Origin of the sequence: Curvibacter microcysteis (assembly GCF_028649455.1) — a bacterium.
In the GTDB taxonomy this organism is placed as follows: domain Bacteria; phylum Pseudomonadota; class Gammaproteobacteria; order Burkholderiales; family Burkholderiaceae_C; genus Curvibacter; species Curvibacter microcysteis.
In genome coordinates this window covers 414,464-440,169 of the sequence record NZ_JAQSIO010000004.1, presented here as the reverse complement: position 1 = coordinate 440,169, position 25,706 = coordinate 414,464, and the positions used below count along the sequence as shown (strand labels likewise).

Annotated in this window: 19 protein-coding genes and 1 tRNA gene; 7 read left to right on the top strand and 13 right to left on the bottom strand. The window is 67.5% G+C overall.

Features of this window, described 5'->3' with window-relative positions; translation table 11 throughout:
• Positions 1–177 precede the first annotated feature (177 nt).
• A complete protein-coding gene (locus PSQ39_RS13525) occupies positions 178–1,425 on the top strand; it encodes a GGDEF domain-containing protein (protein WP_273927336.1) in 1,248 nt (415 codons plus the stop codon).
• A 441-nt stretch (positions 1,426–1,866) separates the two neighbouring features.
• Positions 1,867–2,157, top strand: coding sequence for a lipid-binding SYLF domain-containing protein (locus tag PSQ39_RS13520; protein WP_273927335.1), 291 nt, complete (start codon positions 1,867–1,869; stop codon positions 2,155–2,157).
• A gap of 183 nt (positions 2,158–2,340) precedes the next feature.
• Here PSQ39_RS13520 and PSQ39_RS13515 read toward each other — a convergent pair.
• From PSQ39_RS13515 to PSQ39_RS13500, 4 genes are all read right to left on the bottom strand, one after another.
• Positions 2,341–2,416, bottom strand: a tRNA-Lys gene (locus tag PSQ39_RS13515).
• Positions 2,417–2,591: 175 nt separating this feature from the next.
• Positions 2,592–3,500 (bottom strand): NAD(P)-dependent oxidoreductase, encoded by a 909-nt coding sequence (locus PSQ39_RS13510; RefSeq protein ID WP_273927334.1) that lies wholly within the window; start codon positions 3,498–3,500, stop codon positions 2,592–2,594.
• Positions 3,501–3,632: 132 nt separating this feature from the next.
• Positions 3,633–4,976, bottom strand: coding sequence for an NAD(P)H-dependent oxidoreductase (locus PSQ39_RS13505; protein ID WP_273927333.1), 1,344 nt, complete (start codon positions 4,974–4,976; stop codon positions 3,633–3,635).
• A complete protein-coding gene (locus PSQ39_RS13500; protein ID WP_409242034.1) occupies positions 4,976–5,680 on the bottom strand; it encodes a GntR family transcriptional regulator in 705 nt (234 codons plus the stop codon). Before PSQ39_RS13500 ends, PSQ39_RS13505 begins: the two co-directional genes overlap by 1 nt.
• A 141-nt stretch (positions 5,681–5,821) precedes the next feature.
• Here PSQ39_RS13500 and PSQ39_RS13495 point away from each other — a divergent pair, with 141 nt between their 5' ends.
• Positions 5,822–6,727, top strand: a complete 906-nt coding sequence (locus PSQ39_RS13495; RefSeq protein WP_273927331.1) for an alpha/beta hydrolase — start codon at positions 5,822–5,824, stop codon at positions 6,725–6,727.
• A 54-nt stretch (positions 6,728–6,781) separates the two neighbouring features.
• Here PSQ39_RS13495 and PSQ39_RS13490 read toward each other — a convergent pair whose 3' ends face one another.
• The 4 genes from PSQ39_RS13490 to PSQ39_RS13475 all read right to left on the bottom strand — a co-directional run bounded on the left by PSQ39_RS13490 (position 6,782) and on the right by PSQ39_RS13475 (position 11,077).
• The gene (locus PSQ39_RS13490) at positions 6,782–7,759 is read right to left on the bottom strand and encodes a GMP reductase (protein WP_273927330.1); all 978 of its coding nucleotides are present in this window, start codon (positions 7,757–7,759) and stop codon (positions 6,782–6,784) included.
• Positions 7,760–7,903: 144 nt separating this feature from the next.
• Positions 7,904–8,641 carry a hypothetical protein gene (locus PSQ39_RS13485; RefSeq protein WP_273927329.1) on the bottom strand — a complete coding sequence of 246 codons (738 nt, stop codon included), beginning with the start codon at positions 8,639–8,641 and terminating at the stop codon, positions 7,904–7,906.
• Between the two features lie 170 nt (positions 8,642–8,811).
• Complete coding sequence (locus tag PSQ39_RS13480) at positions 8,812–9,822, bottom strand: Bug family tripartite tricarboxylate transporter substrate binding protein (protein WP_273927328.1); 1,011 nt, start codon at positions 9,820–9,822, stop codon at positions 8,812–8,814.
• Between the two features lie 76 nt (positions 9,823–9,898).
• On the bottom strand, positions 9,899–11,077 hold the full coding sequence (locus PSQ39_RS13475) for a M20 family metallopeptidase (protein ID WP_273927327.1): 1,179 nt from the start codon (positions 11,075–11,077) through the stop codon (positions 9,899–9,901).
• A 135-nt stretch (positions 11,078–11,212) separates the two neighbouring features.
• On the opposite strand from PSQ39_RS13475, the gene PSQ39_RS13470 reads away from it, so the two are divergent.
• Positions 11,213–12,100 (top strand): MurR/RpiR family transcriptional regulator, encoded by an 888-nt coding sequence (locus tag PSQ39_RS13470; RefSeq protein ID WP_273927326.1) that lies wholly within the window; start codon positions 11,213–11,215, stop codon positions 12,098–12,100.
• Positions 12,101–12,144: 44 nt separating this feature from the next.
• Positions 12,145–14,589, top strand: a complete 2,445-nt coding sequence (locus PSQ39_RS13465; RefSeq protein WP_273927325.1) for a UvrD-helicase domain-containing protein — start codon at positions 12,145–12,147, stop codon at positions 14,587–14,589.
• A 55-nt stretch (positions 14,590–14,644) separates the two neighbouring features.
• On the opposite strand, the gene PSQ39_RS13460 is transcribed toward PSQ39_RS13465, so the two are convergent.
• From PSQ39_RS13460 to PSQ39_RS13450, 3 genes are all read right to left on the bottom strand, one after another.
• Positions 14,645–15,433 carry a BPSS1780 family membrane protein gene (locus tag PSQ39_RS13460; protein WP_273927324.1) on the bottom strand — a complete coding sequence of 263 codons (789 nt, stop codon included), beginning with the start codon at positions 15,431–15,433 and terminating at the stop codon, positions 14,645–14,647.
• Between the two features lie 88 nt (positions 15,434–15,521).
• A complete protein-coding gene (locus PSQ39_RS13455; protein ID WP_273927323.1) occupies positions 15,522–16,484 on the bottom strand; it encodes a homoserine kinase in 963 nt (320 codons plus the stop codon).
• Positions 16,485–16,499: 15 nt separating this feature from the next.
• Positions 16,500–16,868, bottom strand: coding sequence for a hypothetical protein (locus PSQ39_RS13450; protein WP_273927322.1), 369 nt, complete (start codon positions 16,866–16,868; stop codon positions 16,500–16,502).
• Positions 16,869–16,901: 33 nt separating this feature from the next.
• On the opposite strand from PSQ39_RS13450, the gene polA reads away from it, so the two are divergent.
• Together polA and PSQ39_RS13440 are read left to right on the top strand one after the other, a co-directional pair.
• On the top strand, positions 16,902–19,784 hold the full coding sequence (gene polA / locus PSQ39_RS13445) for a DNA polymerase I (RefSeq protein WP_273927321.1): 2,883 nt from the start codon (positions 16,902–16,904) through the stop codon (positions 19,782–19,784).
• Between the two features lie 128 nt (positions 19,785–19,912).
• Positions 19,913–22,465 carry a bifunctional diguanylate cyclase/phosphodiesterase gene (locus PSQ39_RS13440; RefSeq protein WP_273927320.1) on the top strand — a complete coding sequence of 851 codons (2,553 nt, stop codon included), beginning with the start codon at positions 19,913–19,915 and terminating at the stop codon, positions 22,463–22,465.
• Here the strand turns inward: PSQ39_RS13440 and PSQ39_RS13435 are convergent.
• Both PSQ39_RS13435 and PSQ39_RS13430 read right to left on the bottom strand, forming a co-directional pair.
• Positions 22,432–23,325, bottom strand: a complete 894-nt coding sequence (locus PSQ39_RS13435) for an NAD-dependent epimerase/dehydratase family protein (RefSeq protein ID WP_273927319.1) — start codon at positions 23,323–23,325, stop codon at positions 22,432–22,434. The genes PSQ39_RS13440 and PSQ39_RS13435 overlap by 34 nt on opposite strands.
• Positions 23,326–23,451: 126 nt before the next feature.
• Complete coding sequence (locus PSQ39_RS13430) at positions 23,452–25,494, bottom strand: diguanylate cyclase domain-containing protein (RefSeq protein WP_273927318.1); 2,043 nt, start codon at positions 25,492–25,494, stop codon at positions 23,452–23,454.
• Between the last annotated feature and the right edge of the window lie 212 nt (positions 25,495–25,706).

The window sequence follows — 25,706 nt, the reverse complement described above, 5'->3', positions numbered from 1 at the left end:
GGCCCAGTCCAGCTGGGACGGGGCAACCCAGTCATTGAGCGCAGCCGCAGCCTGCTTTGACCCCACGCAGGCCGGTCCCGTATTTTCTATGGTGAAATCGGCGCCTTTCGCTGGACTGGGCTCGCTGCGCGGCGCCGGTTGGCGGCTCCTCATGCGCTCTGCCTTGGCTCCCGAAGAATGACCCTTTTGAATTTGCAACCCAGCGCGCTGGGGCTCAGTGCTGTGTTGTTGGCCCTGGTGTTTGCGGCGGCAACCTGGGGTGTGGGGCGGGTCCCTGCCATCAACAGCCGGGCCACGCAGTCCTGGGCCTGGACCCTGGTGACCATGGCCCTGTCCTTGGTGTGTTGGTCATGGGGGCAGGACAAGGGGTTTTTGATCAGTTTTTTACTGGGCAATACCTTGGTGGTCTTGTGCAGCGTCTTGTTCCTGCGCTCCATGTGCTGCCTGGTGGGGCAAGCGGTTCATGTCGGGTGTTTGATGGCGCAGTTCGTGGTGGGCGTCAGTGGGATTGCAGCAGTGCTTTTGGCTTCTGCGCCGCGCAGCTATGCGGTGGTTTCAATTGCGCTGTCTTTCTTTTTTGCAGCCACCGGGGCGCTGGTCGTGTTGTCGCGCCACAGGAAAATTCGCGCCAGTGTCGCAGGCTGGGTCTTGATCGCTTGTTTGGGCGCAGTCTGTTTGTTTTTCGTGGCGTTTCGCTTGCTGGTTATGGCGTTTGGGGGCGGGGCCGAGGCGGTGCAGCCCATGGCGGCCACCCAGGTGCAGGGTTTGGCCATGTGGGTGGCCCACCTGATCGTCATGGTGGCCAGCTTGAGTTTCATGTGGGTGCTGTTTGAGCAGCGGCGCGAAGCGCTGCAGGCCCGCTCCCAACTCGATGAGTTGACGGGCGTCTTGTCCCGCAGCGCATTTTTGGACAGCGCCTTGAAGCCGTTGGAACATGCCACGGTTTACTCCGTCGCGGTGCTGGACGTCGACCAACTCGACACGTTCAACGAGCGCTTTGGCCGAGCCTTGGGTGATGCGGTGTTGCAGCATGTGACGGCTCAGGCTGCGCGTGCCCTGCGGGGCATGGACTTGATCGGGCGATTTGGCGGGGATGAGTTCTGCATCCTGCTGCCCCACGGGGATGAGGCGGAGGCGCAGGCCGTGTCGCGGCACATTTGCCAGTCGGTGGCGGCGAATCCCCTGCAGGGGCTGCCAGGTCCTGAGCTGCGGTGTTCTGTCTCGATGGGGGTGGCCACGGCCTGGGTGCCCAGTCAACTGGCTTCGGTGACGATGCCTGATTTGCAGGCGGCCATTCAGCGCGCCAGCGACGCCATGTTCCTGGCCAAGTCCATGGGAGGGCAGCAGGTTCAGGTGGCGCATGCCGGGGCTTTTGATGCGCACCGTGCTCAGCCCTATGACGCGGGGCACTTGGCGCGGGTCTGAGGGTCTCCCTGAGCCGGGGAATGAGCGTGCTCCGTTTTTCGCGGGCTGCAGGCTGGAGGTTGCCGCGCGCATCGACGGTACCCAGCTTTGCGTGTGTTGGCGCACAGTGCGAATCCTGGGGGCCTCTTAGGCTGGGCTTTGGCAGTTGGCCAAACTCTAGGAGCATTCCCTGATCTCTGTGCGTCGTCATTTTCGCCGCCTGTTGTTGAGCAGCGCCGCTGCGCTGTTTGTGGTGGGGGCAGCCTCGGGGGTGCAGGCAGCCTCGGCTGCCGATCTGGAGCAAGACGCTGCGCAGTCCCTGCAGGCGCTTTACAAGGCCAACCCAACGGCCGAGCTGTTGGGGAAAAAATCGAAGGCGATCTTGGTCTTTCCCAAGGTCGTCAAGGCGGGGCTGGTCTTTGGCGGCAGCTACGGTGAGGGCGTGCTGTTGAAGGGGGCAAGGTGGTCGATTTCTACAACAGCGTTTCTGCCTCTTGGGGCTGGCAGGTGGGGGCCGAGTCCTATGCCTATGTCGTGTTCTTGATGAGCGACAAAGCCGTTTCCTACCTCGCCAAGTCCAAGGGATGGGAGTTGGGGGTGGGGCCCAGCGTGGTGGCGGTCAATGAAGGGGTGGCCAAAAATCTCAGTACCTCGACCCTCAAGGACGACGCCTATGCTTTCATCACCGACCAGCAGGGTTTGATGGCCAGCCTCAGCATTGAAGGCACCAAGATCAGCCGCGTCAAACGTTGAGCGGTGCTTGCTGGCCCTGCGGGCTGGCCTGTCCCCTCGGGGCTGTCGTCTTGAACTCGGGTTCAGCCTCCGGGCCTGTTGCGCCAGCCGGGATGCGGGGTGAGGCCTGATTCGAGCCCCGAAATGAACAAAGCCCGCTGTCGTTTCCGAAGCGAGCTTTGGGTTGCCTTGGAGGCTAATGAGTGGTGGGTCCTGAGTGACTCGAACACTCGACCTACGGATTAAGAGTCCGCTGCTCTACCAACTGAGCTAAGAACCCACTCTTTGTTTCTTGCTGCTTTGCTAAGTGCGCTGCAGCAAGACCGCTATTATGCACAAGAAATTGGGCTTGTGGCAAGTTATGAGAAATTTTTTCAGAAATCTGAGGTCAATTCAGATTCGAACCCCTCGTCACCGGTCTCCTCGCCTGCTGCGTTGGCTTGCCCCAGGGCGCTTCAGCTCATGCCGTTGCGACTGGCCAGCTCGACAAAGAGGCCCGAATGGTCCAAGTCGGTCAGGCCGTGCTCGATGCCGCTGGCGTACAAGGATTCGAACAAGGCCGTCACGGGCGCATCAAAGCCAATGTCGGCGGCCGTGTCCAGTGCGTTGCGCATGTCTTTGAGTTGCACCGACATGCGCGCGCGTGGCGCAAAGTCGCGCTCCACCATGCGTTGGCCGTGCAGTTGCAGGATGCGGCTTTCGGCAAAGCCGCCACCAATGGCTTCGCGCACCTTGGCCATGTCGGCGCCGCCCTTGGCGGCGAACAGCAGGGCTTCGGCGACGGCACCAATCGTGATGCCCACAATCATCTGGTTCGCCAACTTGGCCAGTTGGCCGGCCCCGTGCGGTCCCACATGGGTGGCGCGACCCAGCACCTGCAGGGCGGGCAGGGCGCGCTCGAAGTCGGCGGCGCGGCCACCGGCCATGATGGCCAGGGTGCCTTGCTCGGCCCCCACGGTGCCGCCCGAGACGGGCGCATCCAGGTGGGCCACACCGCGTTCGCTCAGGCGCGCGGCGTGGTCACGCGCTTCGGCCGGTTTGATGCTGGCCATGTCCAGCACCAGGGTGCCTGGGCGCATGGCGTCCGCGGCCCCTTGCTGGAACAGCACGTCACCCACCACAACCCCGTTCTCCAGCAGGCTGATCACCAGATCGGCCTCGCGCACGGCGTCGCCGGGGCGGCTGTGGACGGTGGCGCCAAACGGACGCAGGCGTTCAGCCTTGTCCAGGCTGCGGTTCCAGGCGTGCACGGTGAAGCCGGCTTCGCACAGGCGGCGTGCGATGGGGAAGCCCATGAAGCCGATGCCCAGCACGGCGATGGTTTTCAGGGGGGTGGCGGGGGTGGGCAAGGCGTCGGTCGTCATGGTCGGCAAAAGCAAAAAGGCGGGGCCGTCGCAGCACGGCCCCGGAGAACATCACAAGGTGTCGGACAGGCGTTCATGATGGCGCAGTGTGGCTGGGCGAGCCTGTCAGTGGGCTGTCGTCCCCTGGGGCTTTCAGGGTATGCGAAACAGGTCTTCCATGGCGCGGCGTGTGCGCCAGGCCGGGGTCTGGGTGTCCATGGCCACATCGTCCCAACTCAGGCATTGGCCCTTGGCCACCGGGCGGAGGACCTTGACCTGGTGGGCCAGGCCCAGAGGCAGACCGCCGATGCGGCGCGAGGTCTCGGCCGGCAGCAGGTTGCCCCAGACGGTGTAGCCGCCTTCACCGTCGAGCAGGTCGCCCGGGCGCAGGTCGCGCTTGGCGGTGGCCACCACATCGGCGTGCCAGCCAGTGGCCACGCCGGTGGCCTCGCGGCGCAGGGCCACGCTGGCCACGCTCATGCCCACTTCCAGCCCGATCAGGTGCCAGCGCTTGTAAAGCGTGAAGTAGCGCCCGCTGGGGTCGGTGTGGGCGTTGTATTCCTCAAAGCAGTGCTTGATGTAGTCGGTCTCGGCCTCCACCGTGACCCAGACGCCCATGCGGATGTCGTAGGGGATGCGGCGGCCGTCGGTCTCCAGCGAGGAAATCACCTCGACCATGCCCTTGCGCTCCAGCACCCCGCCCTCGCTGCGTGGGCGGGTCACGAAGGGGATGTCCTCCACGCCGGCGGGCGGGTAGAGCAGGCCGTTGCTGGGCACGCCTAAGCCGGTGGCGTTGGCCACGGCGCTGCTCTCAATGGCGGGCTTGGAGCCGTCCAGGAAGCTGTTGAACATCTTGGGGTTGAGGCCGCCGCGCTGGGCCTGCTCAGGCGTGAGGCCGTAGTAGCCCCAGACTGTTTCGGGCGTGGACTCGCTGAAGTGCGGCAGCCATTTGTGGCCGCGTCCGGCCGCCACCACGGGGAAGCCGCAGGTGCGGGCCCAGTCCACCAGGTCGCAGATCAGCGCCGGTTGGTCGCCAAAGGCCATGGAATAGACCACGCCGGCTTCGGCGGCGCGGCGTGCCAGCAGCGGGCCACAGAACGCGTCGGCCTCGACGGTGACGTTGACCACATGCTTGCCATGGGCGAAGGCGTCCAGGCAGTGCTCGACCGCGGCGATGGGGTGACCGGTGCACTCCACCACCACGTCGATGGCAGGGTGCCGAACCACGGCCTGCCAGTCCTCGGTCAGCCAGGTCTGCCCGGTCTGCAAGGCCTGGTCCAGGCTGCTGGCCTGGGCTTGTTCGGGCGCCCAGCCGACGCGGGCCAGGTTGGCGCGTGCCGCGTCAGGGGACAGGTCGGCGATGGCGGCCAGGTGCACCCCGGGCGTGCGCGGCACCTGGGCCAGGTACATCGAGCCAAACTTGCCCGCCCCGATCAGGGCGATGCGGATGGGGCGCTGCTCGGCGGCGCGTTGCAAAAGCTGGGCGTGCAGGCTCATCAGGGGGTCTCCGGGTCGTTGTGGGGGGCAGGGGGTGGGGTGGGGTGCAGCCACTGGTTCAGCCGGGCGGTCAGGTTCTCGCGGGCGCGCTGGCTGTGCTGGTGCACCAGGGCCAGTGCGGTCTCGGCCTGCCCCTGGGCGATGGCGTTGGCAATGGCCTCGTGCTCGTCCCACACGGTGTCCAGGATGGTGTGGCTTTGCAGCACCACGCCCATGGCGCGGCGCAAGTGCTGCCAGTGCAGCGCGGCGCTGTCGGCGATCAAGGGGTTGCCTGAGGCCTCGTACACAGCCATGTGAAAGGCCATGTCGGCGTCGATCATGGCGGCGATGTCACCGCTGGCAAAAGCCTCGCGCCCCTTGCGGAACAGGGCTTCGGGCAGCGGCGCGCGGCGCTCGGCGGCCAGGCGCACGGCCAGGCCGTCCAGGGCTTGGCGCACGTCATAGACCTGGCCGATGCGCTGCACGTCCAGCGGCGCCACCAGCAGACCGCGCCCGGGAGCGTCCAGCAGCAGGCCGTCCTTCTTGAGCAGGCGCAGCGCCTGCAGCACCGGCTGGCGGGACACCACCAACTGCTTGGCCAGCTCTTCCTGGGTCACGCGCTGGCCCGGCGCCAATTGGCCGCTGGCCATCGCGTCTTGCAGGCGGCGGTACACCTGCTCGACCAGGTCGGGCGTGCTCGGCACAGGGCGCAGGGCGGTGAGCAAGGGGCTGTTGGGCATGTCTGTATACAGAATACAAAAATGCACGTGCCAGCAACACTGGGGTTTGTCTGGAGGCCACAGGCGACAGCGCGCGCGCCCGGGCCGTGCCAAGATCGCCCAGCCCGTGTTCCCCTTGGAGATGTCATGGCCCGTGCCCCCACCACCGCCGCTGCCCTGCTGGCCCGCTTCGACCCCGATTGGTTGGACCTCATGTACAACAACCGCCGCCGGGTGCCCGAGCACGGCGAGTACTTTGCGCGCTGGGCGGCGGCCTCCCTGCAAGCGCGCACGCCCCAGGCGGTGCTGGATCAGCGTTTTGGGCCGGGCCCGCAGGAGACGCTGGATGTGTTCCCGGCCTCGGCGGGCCGCGTGCCGGCGGGGGACCTGGCGCCGGTGCTGGTCTTCATCCACGGGGGCTACTGGCGCTCGCTGGACAAATCCGATCATTCCTTTGTCGCACCGGTGTTCAACCGCCAAGGTGTGTGCGTGGTGGTGCCCAATTACGACCTGTGCCCCGCTGTGACCGTGCCCGACATCGTGCTGCAAATGGTGCGCGCCCTGGCCTGGACCTGGCGCCACATCGCGCAGTGGGGCGGTGACCCCACGCGCATCCTGTTGGTGGGGCATTCGGCGGGCGGGCAGCTGGCCGCGCAGTTGCTCAACACACGCTGGTCGCAGGTGGGCGCGGATTTACCGGCTGACCTGATGCGCCACGCGCTGTCGATATCGGGCCTGTTTGACCTGGAGCCCCTCATGCACACGCCCTCGCTGCGCGAGGCCTTGCGCCTGACGCCGGAGCAGGTGGCGCGCGTCAGTCCCGCCTGGCAGCCTGCGCCTCAGGGGGGCACGCTGTGCGCGGTGGCCGGGTTGGATGAGAGTTCGGAGTTCATGCGCCACAACCGGCTGATCCGGCGCGCCTGGGGTCGCCGTGCGGTGCCGGTGTGTGAGGCGCTGCCCGGCTTGAACCACTTCAGCGTGCTGGACGCGCTGGTGACGCCTGGGCACCGCTTGCATCAGCTGGCGCTGGCGGGGCTGCAGCGCCGGGATTGAGCCCGCCCGGGGCGGGGGGCGAAAGCGCCGGCGCTCTGAGGCGCCGGCAGCCGCTCACATCAGCAGGTGCTCGCCCGCGTTGTCGCCGCCCAGGATCACGTAGTTGACGCGGCGGATGTCCATCAACTGCGTGCCGCCGGCGTAGCTGATCGAGCTTTGCACGTCCTGCTCCATTTCGATCAGGGTGTCGGCTAGCTTGCCCTTGACGGGCTCGAGGATGCGCTTGCCTTCGACGTGGCGGTACTCACCCTTGTTGAAGTCCGAGGCCGAGCCGTAGTACTCCTTGTACAGCTTGCCGTCGACCTCGACGGTCGCACCGGGCGACTCTTCGTGGCCGGCCAGCATCGAGCCGATCATCACCATGGTGGCGCCAAAGCGCACGCTCTTGGCGATGTCGCCGTGCTCGCGGATGCCGCCGTCGGCAATGATGGGCTTGGTCGCCACGCGCGCACACCACTTCAGGGCCGACAGCTGCCAGCCCCCGGTGCCAAAGCCCGTCTTGAGCTTGGTGATGCACACCTTGCCCGGACCAATGCCCACCTTGGTGGCGTCGGCGCCCCAGTTCTCGAGGTCGATCACGGCCTCGGGCGTGCCCACGTTGCCGGCAATCACAAAGGTGGCGGGCAGTTTGGCCTTGAGGTGGGCAATCATGTGCTGCACGCTGTCGGCATGGCCGTGGGCGATGTCGATGGTCACGTACTCGGGCACCAGGCCCAGGGCGGCCAAGGTGTCCACCGTGGCGTAGTCGGCATCTTTGACGCCCAGCGAGATCGAGGCAAAACAGCCCTGCGACTGCATCTCGCGCACGAACTTCACGTTGTCCGTGTCAAAGCGGTGCATCACGTAGAAGTAGCCGTGCTGGGCCATCCACAGGCACAGCTCCTGGGTGATGACTGTCTTCATGTTGGCCGGCACCACGGGCAGGCGAAAGCGCCGTGCGCCCAGGGTCACGCCAGCGTCGCAGTCGGCGCGGCTTTGCACGCGGCACTTGCGCGGCAGCAACAGGATGTTGTCGTAGTCGAAAATTTCCATGAGAAAACCAAGCTCCAGAAGGATCGTTGAAAAACGAGTGAGCGCTTGGCTTGAGACCGGCTTCGGGCCGCCTGCCGCGGGGTCTTACCCCGCTGCCAGGCCCAAAAAAACCGGGCGCAAGAATCTTGGGCCCGGTGGCTAATTCTATCGACTCGACCCCGGCGCGGGGGTGTTTTCGCATACGGTTTCATTTATGGCCACCATACGTCCGCGCCCATCCTGCAACCAGCCCACGAGCGCCAGCCGCTCGGGCTGAGCGCCCTCGGGCAAACGCATGGCGCGGCGCTCCTGCCAGGCGCGTGTGGGGGCGCTGGGCAAGCTCAGGCTCAGGCTGTTGCGCACCAGCTGGCGCGCGATGGGCGAGCCTTCGGTGCCCGCGGGCAGGCGCTCCACCAGCAGCAACCAGGCCGTCCAGGGGCCTGGCGGCTGGGCTGGGCCGCGCGTGGGCTGCCAGTCAATGGCCACGCCCAGGTAGTCGGCCACCGCCACGCCGTGGGCCACGCGCAAGCGGCCAGGGGTGGGGGCCGTGCCCGTTCGGGTCAGGGTGTGGCTGAAGGTGTGGCCGGCCAGTTCGGTCGGCCAGTGCAGGGCCTGCAGCCGGTTCAGGCTGTCGCGCGTGCTGGCCGCGGACAAGGGCGCCTCATCGCCCTGCGCGCTGGAGGGCACGATCCAGTCGAGCACCGTGGCGCCACGCGCTGGCACGGGGCTGCTGGCGGTCCAGCAGGCTTCGCAGTCGGCGCCGATGAAGCGCTCGAGCACGGCGCTGGGGGCGCGTTGGCCATCGCTGCTGCAAATCGATTGGGCCCCGGCGCTGAGGGCCAGGCCGCAGCCCAGGCTGAGCAGGGCGGCCCGCCAGGGGGCGAGGCGAATGGAAGCGGGCATGGTGCGCAAGCTGTGGGGTGGTGAAGCCTTCATCGTCCCACAAGCCCCTGTGCCATGCGCGCTGGCTTTGAACTGCCCCTGGTCACAGTCGGGCTTGCGTGTGGGCGGCCACGCGCTTCGCCAGGACCGCTGGTCTGGGTTGGGTCAGCCGCTGGCAAGGGGCTGAAGGCTTACTCCGGTTTGACGTTGGCGCGCTTGACCACGTCGCCGTAGAGGGCCAGGCGATCCGTCATCATCTTCTCGAAGGCGGCCGGGGTCATTTCCTCGGGGGCGATCACGCCGCGCTGCTTGAGGGTTTCTTGCATGGCCGCGCTGGTGGCCACTTCGCGGAGGCTCTTGTGCAGCAGTTGCACCACGGCTGCCGGGGTGTTGGCCGGGGCGGCGATGCCGGTCCAGGACGTCAGGTTCAGGCTGGGTTGGCCCAGCTCGGCAAAAGTCGGCACATCGGGCAGTTGGGCGATGCGCGTGGGCGAGGCCACGGCCAGGGCGCGCAGCTTGCCTGCCTGGATGTGGGACATCACCGTCACCAGGTTGTCCAGTTGGAACTGCACCTCGTTGCTGAGGATGGCCGTGATCAGGCCCGAGCCGCCCTTGTAGGGGATGTGCGTGCCCTTGATGCCGGTGTTCAGTTGCAGCAGTTCCACATTGAGCTGGCCCATGCTGCCGGCGCCGGCGCTGCAGAAGTTCAACTGGCCGGGGCGGGCCTTCACATAGGCCACGAACTCGGCAAAGTTGTTCACCGGCACGCTGGGGTGCACCACCAGCACATTGGGCTGGCGACCCAGGATGGCGATGGACTCAAAGTCCTTGATCGGGTCGTAGCCGAGGTTGGGCTGCACCAGCGGGTTGGCCAGGTGGCTGCTTTGCGAGGACACGACCAGGGTGTAGCCGTCGGCCTTGGCACGCGCCACGTATTGGCTGCCGATCGAACCGCCCGCACCGGGGCGGTTGTCCACCACGATGGGCACGCCCAGCAGGCGTGACAGGGGCTCCGAGTAGGTGCGGGCCATCACGTCGACCGAGCCCCCGGGCGGGAAGGGCACGACCAGCGTGATCGGGCGCGACGGGTACTTGTCGCCTTGGGCCAGGCTGGCGAGGGGCGACAGGGTGGCGCTGGCGCCCAGGCCGGCGGCCAGCCACTGGCGGCGGTTGAGAGCGTTGGCTTCAGGGGTCATGGTCATGGCGGGGTTCTCCGGTCTGTCGATCAAAAAAGAGGGGTGAGGTCAGTCAGCCATCAAGGGGGGGCTGGGCCCAGGCTCAAGCCGGGTCCAGGATGGTCAGGGCCAGGGCCTGGGCGCGCGGCACCATCGTGTCGAGCTGGCAGAACTCGCGCTCGCTGTGCGCGTAGCCGCCGACCGGGCCCAGGGCGCACAGCGTGGGAATGCCCATCGATGAGGTGATGCCGCTGTCGGCCGCGCCACCGGTGAATTCGCCTTCCACCTGAAAGCCCAGGCCTGCGGCGTGGCGCTGGTAGCAGGCCAGCAAAGAGGCTGGCGTGGGCGCCATCGGGAAGGTGCTGTGCTGGCTCAGGATGCGGCCGTGGGTGCGCGGCAGCGACTCGGCTTCGATGATCTGACGCACGCGGGCCAGCAAGGCCTCCAGGTCGGTGGCAGCGGTGAAACGCAAGTCCAGTTGCGCCTTGGCCAGCGGGGCCACCACATTGGCAGCCATGCCGCCTTCGATGTGACCAACGTTGAGCGTCACGCCTTCTTCGCAGCCATTGAGCGCGTGCAAGGCCAGGATCTTGTGCGCCAGGGCCTCGATGGCGCTGGCGCCTTGGGCCGGGTTGATGCCCGCGTGGGCGGCCACGCCTTGCACCTCGAACATGGTCAGGCAGGAGCCTTTGCGCGCCGTCACCACATTGCCGGTGATGCGGCCTGGCTCGGCATTGAGCACCACCTGGGCGCCCTGGGCGGCGGCGCGGATGGCGTCGCGCGTCACGGGCGAGCCGATTTCCTCGTCGCAACTGAAAAACAGGTGCACCGGGCGCGAGGCGCCCCCAAAACGGGCCAGCGCGGCCAGCACAAAGGTGTTGAGCACCAGCCCCGATTTCATGTCGGCCACGCCCGGGCCAAAGGCCTTGCGGTCTTCCACACGGTAGGGGCGGGCCTGGGCTGTGCCAGCCGGGAACACCGTGTCCATGTGGCCCAGCAGCAGCACATGGCCGGCGTCGGTCTGGCCCCCCGGGGTGGCGGGCAGGCGGGCCTGCAGGCAGCGGCCGTAGCCTTCAAACACCTGGGTCTGCACCGTCAGACCGGCGCGCTCCAGGTGGGCGCCCAGCACGGCGGCCACCTGGTCCACACCGGCGGCCTGGCGGCTGCCGCTGTCGATGTTGACGATCTCTTGCAGCAAGGCTTCCATGGCGGCTTGCTGGGTGCCCAGCCAAGCGGTGACCTGGTCGGCAAGGTCGGGGGAGGACGTGGCAGTGAGGCTCATGGGTGAGGTGCGCTGGCGGGCGTGGCTGTTGGGTTTGAAATAAATGTTTCATAAATCATAATTCATGCAACAGCCATTGCAATGGTCCTGGCTATGCTGCGCCACCGGACTCTGCCGTTCCCCACGAGACACCCCATGCCCCTGACCGATCGCCTGCTGCGCCACGCCGCCACCCTGACCACCAGCGAGCGCGCCCTGGCGGATGCCTTCATGCGGCGCTACCCCGAGAGCCTGCTCGATTCGGCCAGCGTCATGGCGGCCCAAGCCGGCACCAGCGCCTCCACCGTGGTGCGCTTGTTTGCCAAGCTGGGCTACGCCAGCCTGGACGAGGCCCGGCGCGAGGCGCGCGGCGAGCTCAGCGCCCGCTTGCAGACGGCGGCGCAGCGTGCCCCGGCCACCCTGGGTGGCGAGCGCAGCCTGCAGCAGTGCGTGGACGACGCCTTGTTGCACGACCAGCACAACCTGGCCGCCACCCGCGACGGCCTGGACATGGCCGTGTTCCAGCAAGTGGTGGACGTGCTGGTCAAGGCCCCGGGACGGGTGTTTGTGCTGGCCGAAAAGAACAGCGCCCCGGTCAGCGCATTTTTGGTCGCCCACCTCAACCTGTGCCGCCCCGGCGTGCAGGACCTGGGCCTGGGCGCGCCGGCCCTGGTCGACAAGCTGCTGTGGGTGCAGCCCGAGGACGTGCTGCTGGTCTTCACCGTGCGGCGTTACTCGACCGGGGCTTTGCACGCGGCGCGGCACTTTCGCCAACTGGGCTGCCCGGTGCTGGTGCTGACCGACAGCCCAGCCTCACCCATGCTGGAGCATGCGACCCAGGCCCTGCTGGTGCAGACGGCCAACGCCTCGCCGTTTGACTCCTACACCTCGGCTTTCTTCCTGTGCAACGCCCTGGTGTCGGCGGTGGCCCAGCAGCACCGCGACACCGTGCGCCAGGCGTTGGAGCGCCGCGACGCCCTGTGGCAGGACTTTCCATCCGACGCCGTGGTGGGCCCGCGCAAGGCCGGCCCGGCGCGCCGCTGACCCTGGCGGCTGCCGGCCCGGGGCTGGCTTTCTACAATGGCGCCATGTCCCCGCAAAATTCGCTGTTCGATGCGGCCCCTGTGGCCAGCGCCCCGCCGTCCTCGCCCCTGCTGGCCCACCTCAACCCCGAGCAACTGGCGGCCGTCACCCTGCCGCCCGAGCACGCGCTGATCCTGGCCGGGGCCGGCTCTGGCAAGACCCGGGTGCTGACCACCCGCATTGCGTGGCTGCTGCAGACCGGCCAGGTCAGCCCGGGCGGCCTGATGGCCGTGACCTTCACCAACAAGGCCGCCAAGGAAATGCTGCTGCGCCTGGGCACCCTGCTGCCGGTGAATGTGCGCGGCATGTGGATCGGCACCTTCCACGGCCTGTGCAACCGCTTTTTGCGCGCGCACTGGAAGCTGGCCAACCTGCCGCAAAGCTTTCAGATCCTCGACACGCAAGACCAGCTCTCGGCCATCAAGCGCCTGATGAAGCAGTACAACGTGGACGACGAGCGCTTTCCCGCCAAGCAGACCCAGTGGTTCATCTCGGGCTGCAAGGAAGACGGCCTGCGCCCCGGCATGGTCGAGGCGCGCGACGAAGAAACCCGCAAGAAAGTCGAGCTCTACCAGCTCTACGAAGAGCAATGCCAGCGCGAAGGCGTGGTCGACTTTGGCGAGCTGATGCTGCGCAGCTACGAGCTGCTGCGCGACAACGCCTCGGTGCGTGACCACTACCAGCGCCGCTTCCGCCACATCCTGATCGACGAGTTCCAGGACACCAACAAGCTGCAGTACGCCTGGATCAAGATGCTCTGCGGCGAGCACAACGCCGTGCTGGCCGTGGGCGACGACGACCAGAGCATCTACGCCTTCCGCGGGGCCCGCGTGGGCAACATGGCCGACTTCGTGCGCGAATTCCAGGTGCGCCACCAGATCAAGCTCGAAGAAAACTACCGCAGCTACAGCCACATTCTGGATTCGGCCAACGAGCTGATCAGCCACAACCAAAAGCGCTTGGGCAAGACCCTGCGCACCAGCCAGGGCCCGGGCGAGCCCGTGCGCGTCATCGAGTCGGCCAGCGACTTTGCCGAGGCCAATTGGCTGGTCGACGAGGTCAAGCAACTGGTGCGCGACCAGGGCACCGAGCCGGGCTTCGAGCGCAAGGAAATCGCGGTGCTCTACCGCAGCAACGCGCAAAGCCGGGTGATCGAAACCGGCCTGTTCAACGCCGGCATCCCCTACCGCGTGTATGGCGGTCTGCGCTTCTTCGAGCGGGCCGAAATCAAGCACGCGCTGGCCTACCTGCGCCTGCTGGAGAACCCGAACGACGACACCAGCTTCTTGCGCGTGCTCAACTTCCCTCCGCGTGGCATTGGCGCGCGCAGCGTCGAGCAACTGCAGGACGCGGCCAAGGCCGCTGGCTGCTCGCTGCACGACGCGGTCAGCACCCTGAGCGGCAAGGCCGGCACCAACATCGCGGCCTTTGTGGCCAAGATCGACGTGATGCGCGAGCAGACCGAGGCCATGACCCTGCGCGAGATCATCGCCCTGGTGCTGGCGCACAGCGGCCTGGTCGAGCACTATAAGGCTGACCGTGAAGGCGCGGACCGGCTGGAGAACTTGGAAGAATTGGTCAACGCCGCCGAGAGCTTTGTCACCCAGGAAGGCTTTGGCCGCGACGCCGTGGCCATGTCCCCCGAGCAGCAGGTGGCCACGCTGACCCAGTCCCCGGCCAGCCAGGGCCTGGACCTCAGCCGCCCGCTGATCCAGGCCGATGACCCCTTGCCGCCCGACGCTGAAACCGGCGAAACCCTGTCGCCACTGGCGGCTTTTCTGAGTCACGCCGCGCTGGAGGCGGGCGACAACCAGGCCCAGGCCGGCCAGGACGCGGTGCAGCTGATGACGGTGCACTCGTCCAAGGGGCTGGAGTTCGACGCGGTCTTCATCACCGGCCTCGAAGAAGGCCTGTTCCCGCACGAAAACTCGGCCAGCGACCACGAGGGCCTCGAAGAAGAACGCCGCCTGATGTACGTGGCCATCACCCGGGCGCGCAAGCGCCTGTACCTGAGCCATTCGCAGACCCGCATGCTGCACGGCCAGACGCGCTACAACCTGCGCAGCCGTTTCTTGGACGAACTGCCCGAGGCCTCGCTCAAGTGGCTCACGCCCAAGCAGCAGGGCTTTGCCTCGCCCGGTCTGGGTGGGGGTTCGGGCGGCGGCTACGGCGCGCGGCGCGAAAACAGCAGCGCCAGCTGGGGCAGCAGTGGCCGCAGCGCGCCGGACTTCGCGTCCTACACCGCCGCCGCGCCAGCCCCTTTGCCGCCGCAAAAAGCCGAGCCGCCGCAAGGTCTGCGCGCGGGCATGAAGGTGTTCCACAACAAGTTTGGCGAGGGCAAGGTGCTGACCGTCGAAGGCACGAGCAACGACGCGCGGGCGCAGGTCAACTTCCCACGCCACGGCATCAAGTGGCTGGCCTTGAGCGTGGCCAAGCTGACGCCGATTTGAGGGGGTGTGCGGCCCGAGCCCAAGCGGGCCGGGCGCAGGCGGCGGGCGCGGGGAATCAGACCGAAGGCGAGGCCTCGGGGTTCTCCGGCGCGGCAAAGCAGTCGCGGAAGGTGAAAACCAGCGAGCTGAAGAACATGGCCAACAGCACCAACATGGCGCCCATCACCAGGCCGCTGCCGATCACGGGGCCGATCAGCCCACCGATCAGGCTGGCCACCAGCAGGCCCGCGGTCAGCACGCCCATCCAGGCCAGGCCAAAGACGGTGAAGGCGCCCTTGTTGCGCCAGCAGGCCACCAGGCTGAAAAACAGGCTTTTGCCGGGCGACAGCCGGTCCCAGTGCACCAGGGCCGGCGCATGCCAAAACAGCAGGGACAGTGGCAGGTAGCCCAGGGTGAACAGCCACATGGCGCCCAGAAAGCCGTCGTCGTTGAGCAAGTCGGCGCTGACGCGACCGCCCAGCAGGTAGAGCTTGGCAAACTGCCCGCCGTCCAGCGCGGCGGTCAGGCCCAGCAGGCCGACAAAGCCGCCGGCGTACAAGGCGCCCAGCACCAGCATGGCTTTGAGCTGCTCGCGCCCGGCGCGAAACGCCGTCACCAGGATCGTGGGCATGGGAAAGCGCCCGCGCGAGGCCTCGTGGCTGGCCGCCATCATGCCCAGCGTGGCGCCGGGGATCAGCATCAGCGCGATCACGCTGCCCACCAGGGGCAGCACGGTGCACATCGAGATCACGGCCATGAACATCAAAAACAGGCCCGACAAGGCGATCGGCTGCCGGAAAAAGGTTTTGATGCCCAGTTTGACCCACAGGAGGCCGGTGCGTGCAGGGACGATGTTGAGTTTCATGGGGGTGTGCGTCAGAGCCCCACCCAAGTGGTGGGGCTGGATCGCGCTAATTTAACCGTTTGGATGGCCTGAGGTGCCGTCAGGCCTTTCAGGGCCGCCAGGCTTGCTGCACGCGGTCGCGCAGCACGCGCTCGAAATGGGTCGGGTCGTGCGGCTTGAGCATCGAGGCTTCGCGCGGCAAATGGAAGTCCCACAGGCGCGAAATCCAGAAGCGCAGCGCGCCGGCACGCAGCAGGGCCGGGAACAGGGCCCGCTCGGCGGCGGTGAAGGGGCGCACCGCGTCGTAGGCCTGCACCAGGGCCTGGGCCTTGGCTTCGTCGTGGCGACCGCTGGTCCAGTCAATGCACCAGTCGTTCAGGCACACCGCCACGTCGAACAGCCAGGTGTCGACCCCCGCAAAGTAGAAGTCGAAGAAGCCGGTCAGGCGCTCGCCTTCGAACATGGCGTTGTCGCGGAACAGGTCGGCGTGCACCGGGCCGCGCGGCAGGGCCGCGTAGTCGCTGCTGGCCGCCGTGTGGTTCTGGAAGGCCAGTTCGGCGCGCAGCAGCTCGGCTTGCTCGGGCGCCAGGTAGGGCAGGACCACCGGCACGGTCTCGTTCCACCAGGGCAGGCCACGCAGATTGGGCTGTTCACGCGCGTAGTCGCGCCCGGCCAGGTGCATGCGGGCCAGCATCTCGCCGAGGGCGGCACAGTGCACGGCCTCGGGCGCCAACTGGCTTTTGCCCGCCAAACGGTTGACCACGGCGGCTGGCTTGCCGCACACCGCATGCAGCACGTCCCCATTGGCGTCGCCTTGCGGGTCCGGCACGGGGATGCCGGCATGCGCCAGGTGCTTCATCAGGTACAGGTAAAACGGCAGCTGCTGCGCGCTCAGGCGCTCGAACAGGGTCAGCACGTAATGGTTCAGGACACCGTCTTGCTCGCTGCTGGCGAAGTAGTTGGTGTTTTCGATGCCGCCTTCAATGCCGCGCAGGTCGCGCAGCTCGCCCAGGTTCAGGCGGCGCATCAGCTTCTGTGCCTCTTCGAAAGAGACTTCGGTAAATACAGCCATCGGTCAGGAGAAAAATCAGAACTTGAACAGGTTCCACACGCGGGCACCCAGGGGGCCGGTGCCCTCGTCGCGGGCGGTCGGGCGGCTGCGCGTGCCGTCGTTGGACAGCACTTCGTACTCGGGCAGGCGGCTGCCCTTGGGCTGCACCGTCACGCTTTGGGTCTGGCCGCCGTAGCGCACCTCGTCCACGCGGCTGCCGCTGTCTTCCACCACGATGTGCTGGATGCGCTGGTCACCTTTGAGGGCGCCGGCGCGGCTGGCCGGGGCTTCGACGGTCGTCGGGCTGGCCTCGGCGGCCGGGCTTTGGGCCTGGGCTGGGACTGCCCCCAACAGGGCGGCCGCAGCGGCCAGGGTATGAATGAGGGAAAGGGTGGGGGCGCGCATGGCTTTCATTGTAGGCAATGCACAATCGAGTCCATGCAAGACGAACCCCGCGACACCGCCGAAACCTCTCCCACTGCCGAGGCTGCCGCCCCGCTCGCCACCCCTGTGCCGGCCGAGCGCCCCCGCACCCTGCTGCTGGTGGACGGCTCCAGTTACCTGTACCGCGCGTTCCACGCCATGCCCGATCTGCGCGCCGTGCCGGGCGACCCGGCCAGTGCGGCCACGGGCGCGATCCGCGGCATGATCAACATGATGCAAAGCCTGCGCAAGGAGGTCCCGGCCGACTTCGCCGCCTGCATCTTCGACGCCAAGGGCCCGACCTTCCGCGACGACATCTACCCCGAGTACAAGGCGCAGCGTGCGCCCATGCCCGACGACCTGCGCAGCCAGATCGAGCCCATCCACGAGGTGGTGCGCCTGATGGGCTGGACCGTGCTGGACGTGCCCGGCGTGGAGGCCGATGACGTCATCGGCACCCTGGCCGTGCTGGGCGCCCAGCAGGGCCTGGAGGTGGTGGTCTCCAGCGGTGACAAGGACTTGTCGCAGCTGGTCAACGAGCGCATCACCATCATCGACACCATGAACGGCAAGAAGCGCGACGTGGCTGGCGTCACTGCTGAATTCGGTGTGCCGCCGTCGCTGATGATCGACTTCCAGACCCTGGTGGGCGACGTGGTGGACAACGTGCCCGGCGTGCCCAAGGTGGGCCCCAAGACCGCGGCCAAGTGGCTGGGCGAGTACGGCTCGCTCGACGCCTTGATCGCCCGTGCGGGTGAGATCAAAGGCGTGGCCGGCCAGAACCTGCGTGACAGCCTGGCCTGGTTGCCCACCGGACGCCAGCTGGTCACCATCAAGACCGATTGCGCTTTGGACGCCTGGGTGCCGGACCTGCCCGGTTTCGACAACCTGAGCCTGCGCGCGCCCGCCAACGACGCCTTGCGTGACTTTTACGAGCAATACGGCTTCAAGGGCCTGGCCCGCGCCCTGGGCGGTGGGGCCAGCAGCGCGCCGGCGCCGGCCCCCTCGGCCGTGCCCGCCCCCGGCCCGGGCGACACCGGCGACCTGTTCGCCGACCCCGCCCCTGCCGCCGATGCCCCGACCGAGCCCGAGCGCGCGTTGCGTTACGACACGGTGCTGGACTGGGCCTCGTTTGAGCAGTGGCTGGCCCGCTTGCAGGCCGCGCCGCTGGCGGCCATCGACACGGAAACCACCTCGCTGGACGCGATGCGCGCCGAGATCGTGGGCCTGAGCTTCAGCGTGCAGCCCGACGAGGCCGCCTATGTGCCCCTGGGCCACGACTACCCCGACGCTCCCGCGCAACTGCCGCGCGACGAGGTGCTGGCCCGCCTCAAGCCCTGGTTGGAGGACGCCAGCCGGCCCAAGCTGGGCCAGCACATCAAGTACGACCGCCATGTGTTGGCCAACCACGGCATTGAAGTGCAGGGCTACGCGCACGACACCATGCTGCAAAGCTATGTGCTGGAAGTGCACAAGCCGCACGGCTTGGCCAGCCTGGCCGAGCGCCACCTGGGCCGCAGCGGCCTGAGCTACGAGGACCTGTGCGGCAAGGGCGTGCACCAGATCCCGTTCAGCCAGGTGGATGTCGAGCGCGCCTCGCGCTACGCCTGCGAAGACGCGGACCTGACCCTGGCCGTGCACCAGTGGCTGTGGCCTCAGCTGCAGGCCGAGCCCAAGCTGCAGGGCATCTACCAGCTTGAGATCGCCAGCAGCGAGGCGCTCTACCGGATTGAGCGCAACGGCGTGCTGATCGATGCGCCCACGCTGCACCAGCAAAGCCATGAATTGGGCCAGCGCATCCTGCAGCTGGAGACCGAGGCCTACGAGATCGCCGGCCAGCCCTTCAACCTGGGCAGCCCCAAGCAGCTGGGCGAGATCTTCTTTGACAAACTGGGCATGCCCGTCGTCAAGAAGACCGCCACCGGCGCGCGCAGCACCGACGAAGAGGTGCTCGAAAAGCTGGCCGAGGACTACCCCCTGCCCGCCAAGCTGCTGGAGCACCGCAGCCTGTCCAAGCTCAAGAGCACCTACACCGACAAGCTCGCGCAGCTGGCCTTGCCGCGCGATGGCCGCGTCCACACCCATTACGCGCAGGCCGTGGCGGTGACCGGGCGCCTGTCCAGCAACGACCCCAACCTGCAAAACATCCCCATCCGCACCGCCGAAGGCCGGCGCGTGCGCGAGGCCTTTGTGGCCGCGCCAGGCCATGTCATCGCCAGCGCCGACTACTCGCAGATCGAGCTGCGCATCATGGCCCACCTGAGCGCCGACCCGGCCTTGCTGCACGCCTTCCGCGAAGGCATGGACGTGCACCGCGCCACCGCCGCCGAGGTGTTTGGCGTCGCCCCGGAGCAGGTCAGCACCGAGCAGCGCCGCTATGCCAAGACCATCAACTTCGGCCTGATCTACGGCATGAGCAGCTTTGGCCTGGCCAAGAGCCTGGGCATCGAGACCAAGGCTGCAGCGGCCTACATTGACCGCTACTTCCAGCGCTACCCTGGCGTGAAGCAGTACATGGACGAGACCCGGGCCCAGGCCAAGGCCCAAGGCTATGTGGAGACGGTGTTTGGCCGCCGCCTGTACCTGCCCGAGATCAACTCGCCCAATGGCCCACGCCGCGCTGGCGCCGAGCGCGCCGCGATCAACGCGCCCATGCAGGGCACGGCGGCCGATTTGATCAAGATGAGCATGGTCAAGGTGCAGCAGGTGCTGGACCAGGAGGCGCGGGGCACGCGCATGATCATGCAGGTGCACGATGAATTGGTCTTCGAGCTGCCCGAGGGCGAGGTCGACTGGCTGCGCCAGGCCATCCCCGCCTTGATGGCCGGCGTGGCCGACTTGCAAGTGCCTTTGCTGGCCGAGGTTGGCGTGGGCGCCAACTGGGATCAAGCCCACTGAACCGGTGCGCCGCCCGGGGGCGGTGGGTTGGAGGGGGGTGTGTCAAAACGCACAACTGCTTACACTAGAAACCCACTGCTCGGTGCGGACGCGCGCCGCCCCGGCCCCTTCCACTTTGCGAAAGCGCCATGTTCAGACGACTGCGGATGCCTTTGTGGTTAGCGCTGGCATTGCCCTCTGGGCTGATGCTGTTGCTGGTCATCGGCCTGCTGCTGACGGCGCAGCGCATCAGCGCCATGCGCCTGATCGACAGCAGCGGCAACAACCTGCTGTTGGCCACCAGCGAGCACATCCGCTCTGAAATCACCGGCCACCTGGAGTCGGTCTTCACCCTGCAGCTCAGCCTGGCCGGCCTGGTGGCCCGCCCCGGCGTCCACGACGCGGGCGACATGCGGGCGGTGGAGCACTTGTTTGACCACCAGTTCAGCACGGTCTACCGGCCTCATTTCCCGCAGGTCGAGATGATTCAGTTCGGCAGCGCGCAAGGTGAATTCTTTGGCCTCAAGCAGGACAGGCGTGCCGGCGTGCGGCGTTACCTCAAGGACCAGCGCACCGGTCAGCGCCTGGTCGCCCGCGACGAGCCCGGCCCCGCGAACGAGAAAGTCATCGTCGGCTACGACCCCCGCGTTCGGCCCTGGTACCGGCCCGCTGCGGGCTCGGGCCTGCCACGCTGGACGCCGGTCTACCTGTCCAGCTTTGGCGATGTGACCTCCATCTCGGCCACCACCCCGGTGAAAGGGGGCGACGGGCAACTCTTGGGCGTGCTGGCCACGGACTTGTCGCTCAGCGACCTGTCCCATCGCCTGCGGGCCCTGCCGCTGCTGCAAGGCTACCCGTCGGCGCTGGTGTACGTGGTCGATGAGCAAGGGCACTTGCTGGCGCACTCCCATGCCCAGGAGGAGGGCTTGGCCGACCCGCCTCCGCGGTCGCCGCAGATCGCCCTGGCCCAGAACAGCAGTGACCTGCTGTTGAAAGCCAGTTTTGCCACCTGGCATCCGCGCCCCACCGACAGCCCGCCCGACTTCAGCCTGACCGTGGCCGGGCAAAAGTATTTGGGGCGGGTATCGCCCTTGACGGATGCGCGTGGCCTCAATTGGCAGCTGGTGGCCCTGGTCTCGGAGGGGGAGCTGATCGGCAGCTCGCAGGCCAGTGCGCAGTGGGCCCTGATGCTGGCGCTGGGCTTGGCCGGCGTCGGCTTGCTGCTGGGCCTGTGGTGGATGCGTCGCATTGCCCACCCCATTCACCAGGCTGCCCAAGCCGCGTCGGAGTTGGCGCAGGATCGGCCCACCCACCGCGTGCTGGTGGACCACAGCCGGATCTACGAAACCGCCTTGTTGACCGAGGCCTTCAACGCCATGTCGCGCCGCATCCTGGCGCAACTGGCCAAGCTGCACGACATGGCCTTGCGCGATGCCGTCACGGGCTTGCCCAACCGCCGTGGCCTGATCGCCGCCAGCGAGGGGCTGGCGCAGCGCCCGCTTACCGTCTTGCTGTTTGGGGTGGACCGGTTTCGGGCGGTCAATGCCTCCCTGGGCCCGAGCGCCGGTGACGAGCTGCTGCGCCAGGTGGGTCACCGCTTGCGCGCGGCCAGCCCGGCGCAGGCCGTGGTGGCGCGCGTGGCCGGTGACGAATTTCTCGTGCTGTGGCCCCGTTTGGCCGAGGGCACAGAGGCCTTGATCGAGCGCTTGCAGGACGTGTTCAAGCCAGTCTTTTTGACCGCGACCGATGAGGTGTTGCTGGGCGCCAGCCTGGGCGTGGTGCAGGCCGATGGCCCCGGTCTGCAACTGGACCCTGATTTATTGCGCTACGCCAGCGTGGCCTTGCAGGTCGCCAAAGCCGGCGAGCGCGGTCAGCGGGTCGACTTTGACGCCTGCTTGCTCGACAGCACCCGGCGCAGCGCCGAACTGGTCAACGACATGCGCGCGGCCCTGGCCCAGGGCGAGTTCACAGTGCACTTTCAACCCATTGTCCGGCTGCAGAATCAGGCCCTGCATGGGCTGGAGGCCTTGCTGCGCTGGAACAGCCCCAAGCATGGCATGGTGGGGCCTGCCCAGTTCATTCCCCTGGCCGAGGAGTCGGGCCTGATCGTGGAGCTGGGCCAATGGGTGCTGCGCCAGGCCACGCAAGAAGTGGCGCAATGGATGCGTGAGCAGCCCTTGCCCGAGGGCTTTTTGCTGCATGTGAATGTGTCGCAGCGGCAGCTGGTGCAGGCGGACTTTGGTGCGCAGGTGGCCGAGGCGCTGCGCCTGAGCGGCCTGCCGCCTCACGCCCTGGCCATCGAGATCACGGAGAGCTTGCTGGTCGAAGACGACCCCGCCACACTCAAGACCCTGGCTGACCTCCACGCCCAGGGCGTGCGCATGGCGCTGGACGACTTTGGCACGGGCTACTCCTCGCTGTCCTACCTCAACAAGTTCCAGTTTTTTGAGGTCAAGATCGACCGCAGCTTCATCGTCGCGGCCGAGCAAAACCCGCGCAGCGCCGCGATTTTGAAGATGCTGCTCGACATCACCCGCAGCCTGGATGCCGTGGCGGTGGCCGAAGGCATTGAAACGCCGGAGCAAGCCCAGCGTTTGCTGGAGGCGGACTGCCTTTACGGGCAGGGCTATTGGTTTGGTCGCCCGATGCCTTTGGCCGAACTGCGGCGTCAGCGCCAGGCCTTGGCCACCAAATCCTTGTAGTGCACGGCGGGCCGCCCCAGCAGGGCTTGGAAGGCGCGCGCGTCGCCCACGTTGTCGCTGCCCAGCATGGCCAGGGTCTCGCTGCACCAGGGCACGGAGGCGGGCAACTGGTCACCCAGCCGGGCGCTCAGCTGGGTCAGGGCGTTGGGCAGGCGCAGCACCCAGGCGGGGCCATGGCCGCTTTGCTGGCGCAGGCTGGCCACCAGGGCGGCCAGGCTCAGGGCCTCCGGGCCGGCGCAGGCCAGCACGCCGGTGGGGGCCTTTTCTTGGGCCAGGCTGGCCACCACGGCGGCGGCCAGGTCGTGCACCGACACCGGTTGCACCCGGGCGGTCAGCATCGGACCCGGCAGCAGGGCCACGGGCAGGCGCGCCAGGTTCATGAACAAGGCGCTGCTGTCGCCCCCCTTGCCAAACACCACACTGGGGCGCAGCACCAGGGCGCTCAGGGCGGCTTGTTCGTGCAGGGCCAGCAAATGGGTGTCGGCGGCGCGCTTGGTGCTCGCATAGCGGGTCGGGCTGCTGGCAATGCCCAGCGCCGAGACCTGGATCACCCGACGCACCCCGGCTTGGGCGCAGGCGTCGAACAAAGCGATGGGGGTGTCGCGGTGCACCGCGTCAATGGGCCGGGCCTTGCTGTCCCGCAACACGCCCACGGCATTGACCACCGCATCCACGCCATTCAAGCGGGGCAGCCAGGTGGCGGCCGAGGTGTCACGGGCAAAGTCCATGGCGACACCGGCGTTGGTGCGGGCAGCCCGGGCGGGGGAAACACCGGGGACCACCTCATGCCCCGCGCGTTGCAGGGCTTGCTGAAGGTGGCGGCCGACGAAGCCGGTGGAGCCGGTCAGGAGTATGCGCATGGGAGGCTTTCGATCAGGACCCGCGGGGTGCCGGTCCAGGTGACAGCCCTGCATGGTGCCTTGCCTGGCGGCAGTGCGGGGTGAGGACCGTCAAAAACCCGCTCCCCAGGTCGGGTCTGGGGGCGTTCAGGCCTCTGGCGGGCGGTGGATGCTGGTGGTGGACGGGTCGGTCGGGGGCTTCAAAGCCGAGGCTAGCACGTAGCGTGCGCGCCCGTTCTGCTTGGCCTGGTAGAGGGCCGCATCCGCGGCATTGATCAAGGCGTGGGGCTGGCCGCGCGCGTCGGGTTGGCAGGAGGCCACGCCGATGCTCATGGTCAGGCGCGAGCTGGTCAGCGAGGCCACGTGCGGGATGTTCTCGGTGCGCATGCGTTCCAGGCAGCGCTGGGCCACCTCGCGGGCGCCGTCCTCGGTGCTGCCGGGCAACAGGATCACGAACTCCTCGCCGCCGTAGCGCGCCACCAGCTCGCCGCTGCGCCGCACATCGCCGATCAGCACCTGGGCCACACGGCGCAGGCAGTCGTCGCCGGCCAGGTGGCCGTAGTGGTCGTTGTAGCGTTTGAAGTGGTCGATGTCGACCAGCAGCAGCGCCAGGGGCAGTTGGTGGCGTTGGCAGCGCATCCACTCACGGGCCATGGCCTCGTCAAAGCTGCGCCGGTTGTGGATGCCGGTCAGGCCATCGGTGACCGACAGCGTGGCCAGGCGCTGGTTGGCGCTGGCCAGTTGTTGTTCCTTCACGATCAGCTCGGTCACGTCCACGTGCACGCCCACCGTCATGCGCTCGGCGGTCTGGCGCTCATGCACGCGGTACCAGCGGCCGTTGTGCATGGGCACCACCAGGGCCGCGCCGGGGCGGCGGTGCGAGGCCAGGCGCAGAGCGCCCCAGTCCGGCCCCTCATCGCTGCGTTCGACGTAATGGCCTTGGGTTTGGGCGTAGCGCACCAGGTCTTCAAAGCTGCGCCCGGGCTGCAGCAGGCTGGCCAGTTCGCTGTACATCAGGCGGTATTGGGTGTTGCACAGCAGCAGCTTGTCGTCGGCGTCGTAGACGGCCAGGCCTTCGGGCAAGGCTTCGATGGCATCCATCAGCAACTGACGGTTGCGCTGGCCTTCCCGCTGGGCGCTTTCCAGGGCCTGGCGTTGCTTGACCATGTCGCTCACGTCCAGGCGCACCGCCACGATGTAGTTTTCGGGCGTGCGGGTCTCAAAGGCCTGCACCCAGCGGTCGCCGGACAGGGCCTGCAAAAAGGTGCGGTTGACCAGGCGTTGGCGCTCTTCCAGGCGCTTGGCCAGCCAGGGCTCTTCTTGGCCAATGGCTTCGATGACCACCTGGTGGCGCAGGCTCTCGGCCGCCATGTCGGCAAAGCGACGTCCCACCGAGGCGGGGTAGTCGATGTGGCTGAACATGCGTTGCAAGGCCCGGTTGTAGATGACCAGCTGGTCCTGCTCGTCAAAGATCTCCAGCGCGACCGGCAGGGCGTCCAGCGCCCGCACCAGCAGGCGCCTTGCTTGCTGGGCGTCGCTGCGCGCCTCCTGCAGCGCCTGCTGCTGGCGCACAAAGTCGGTCACGTTGGTGCGCAGGCCGATCAAACCGCCCTCGGGCGTGCGGCATTCGTTGACGCGCACCCAGCAGTTGTCGCTCAGGGCCTGCAAAAAGTCTTGTTTGGGCGCGCGGTGCTCGGCCAGGCGTTGCTGCACCCAGCGTTCTTCCTGGCCCACCGCTTCAAGGATTTCGCCCGCGGCGGCGGCGGTGCGGATGATGACTTCAAACGGCACGCCCGGCTGCAGCAGCGGGGCCACCGTGGGGTTCATCTCCCGGTAGCGGTCGCTGGCGATGATGAGGCGGTCTTGGGCATCGAACAGCGCCAGGGCGTCGGGAAAGCAGCGCAAGGCCCCCTGCAGCTGTTCGTGCGCCGCACGGGCTTGATCGCGTTCCTGCTGCATGTGCTGGGCCGCGCGCAGGCTTTGTTGCAAGGCGCTCCAGGCCTGGAGGCTGCCCACCAGCAAGGCCAGCAGCGCCAGCCAGTTGAGGGCTGCCAGCGCGGGTTGTCCCGCCAGGAACAACTGCCAACCTGACAGGGCCAGGCCGACCTGGCCCAGCACGCTGCCGACCCAGAGGGCAGGGTGGGACAGCCAACTCGATGGGGGCGGGTTCGACAGGGGGGACTGAGGCATGGGCAGGGCAGGTTGAACGCGGTCGCGGGAGCCTGAAGCGGGCCCCTATGGCGGCGCTCGGTGCGGCAGTCTAGCAACCCGTGCGCCAGCCGGGAAGCCCTGGTGGCCCAAGCAACAGGCTCCGGTGTCGCTTGGGGGGCTGTGCGGCTTGCGCGCAAGGAACTGGCCAGCCCGGTAAACTCTCGGGTTCGTCCTCGTGACCCCCTCTGCTG

Excerpts from the sequence above, each read along its gene's own strand:
- PSQ39_RS13510 (WP_273927334.1), bottom strand. The coding sequence starts at position 3,500 with ATGACGACCGACGCCTTGCCCACCCCCGCCACCCCCCTGAAAACCATC.
- PSQ39_RS13475 (WP_273927327.1), bottom strand. The coding sequence starts at position 11,077 with ATGAGCCTCACTGCCACGTCCTCCCCCGACCTTGCCGACCAGGTCACC.
- PSQ39_RS13460 (WP_273927324.1), bottom strand. The coding sequence starts at position 15,433 with ATGAAACTCAACATCGTCCCTGCACGCACCGGCCTCCTGTGGGTCAAA.
- PSQ39_RS13495 (WP_273927331.1), top strand. The coding sequence starts at position 5,822 with ATGGCCCGTGCCCCCACCACCGCCGCTGCCCTGCTGGCCCGCTTCGAC.
- PSQ39_RS13485 (WP_273927329.1), bottom strand. The coding sequence starts at position 8,641 with ATGCCCGCTTCCATTCGCCTCGCCCCCTGGCGGGCCGCCCTGCTCAGC.
- PSQ39_RS13525 (WP_273927336.1), top strand. The coding sequence starts at position 178 with ATGACCCTTTTGAATTTGCAACCCAGCGCGCTGGGGCTCAGTGCTGTG.
- PSQ39_RS13505 (WP_273927333.1), bottom strand. The coding sequence starts at position 4,976 with ATGAGCCTGCACGCCCAGCTTTTGCAACGCGCCGCCGAGCAGCGCCCC.
- polA (WP_273927321.1), top strand. The coding sequence starts at position 16,902 with ATGCAAGACGAACCCCGCGACACCGCCGAAACCTCTCCCACTGCCGAG.
- PSQ39_RS13450 (WP_273927322.1), bottom strand. The coding sequence starts at position 16,868 with ATGCGCGCCCCCACCCTTTCCCTCATTCATACCCTGGCCGCTGCGGCC.
- PSQ39_RS13430 (WP_273927318.1), bottom strand. The coding sequence starts at position 25,494 with ATGCCTCAGTCCCCCCTGTCGAACCCGCCCCCATCGAGTTGGCTGTCC.
- PSQ39_RS13470 (WP_273927326.1), top strand. The coding sequence starts at position 11,213 with ATGCCCCTGACCGATCGCCTGCTGCGCCACGCCGCCACCCTGACCACC.
- PSQ39_RS13435 (WP_273927319.1), bottom strand. The coding sequence starts at position 23,325 with ATGCGCATACTCCTGACCGGCTCCACCGGCTTCGTCGGCCGCCACCTT.
- PSQ39_RS13490 (WP_273927330.1), bottom strand. The coding sequence starts at position 7,759 with ATGGAAATTTTCGACTACGACAACATCCTGTTGCTGCCGCGCAAGTGC.
- PSQ39_RS13480 (WP_273927328.1), bottom strand. The coding sequence starts at position 9,822 with ATGACCATGACCCCTGAAGCCAACGCTCTCAACCGCCGCCAGTGGCTG.
- PSQ39_RS13455 (WP_273927323.1), bottom strand. The coding sequence starts at position 16,484 with ATGGCTGTATTTACCGAAGTCTCTTTCGAAGAGGCACAGAAGCTGATG.
- PSQ39_RS13440 (WP_273927320.1), top strand. The coding sequence starts at position 19,913 with ATGTTCAGACGACTGCGGATGCCTTTGTGGTTAGCGCTGGCATTGCCC.
- PSQ39_RS13465 (WP_273927325.1), top strand. The coding sequence starts at position 12,145 with ATGTCCCCGCAAAATTCGCTGTTCGATGCGGCCCCTGTGGCCAGCGCC.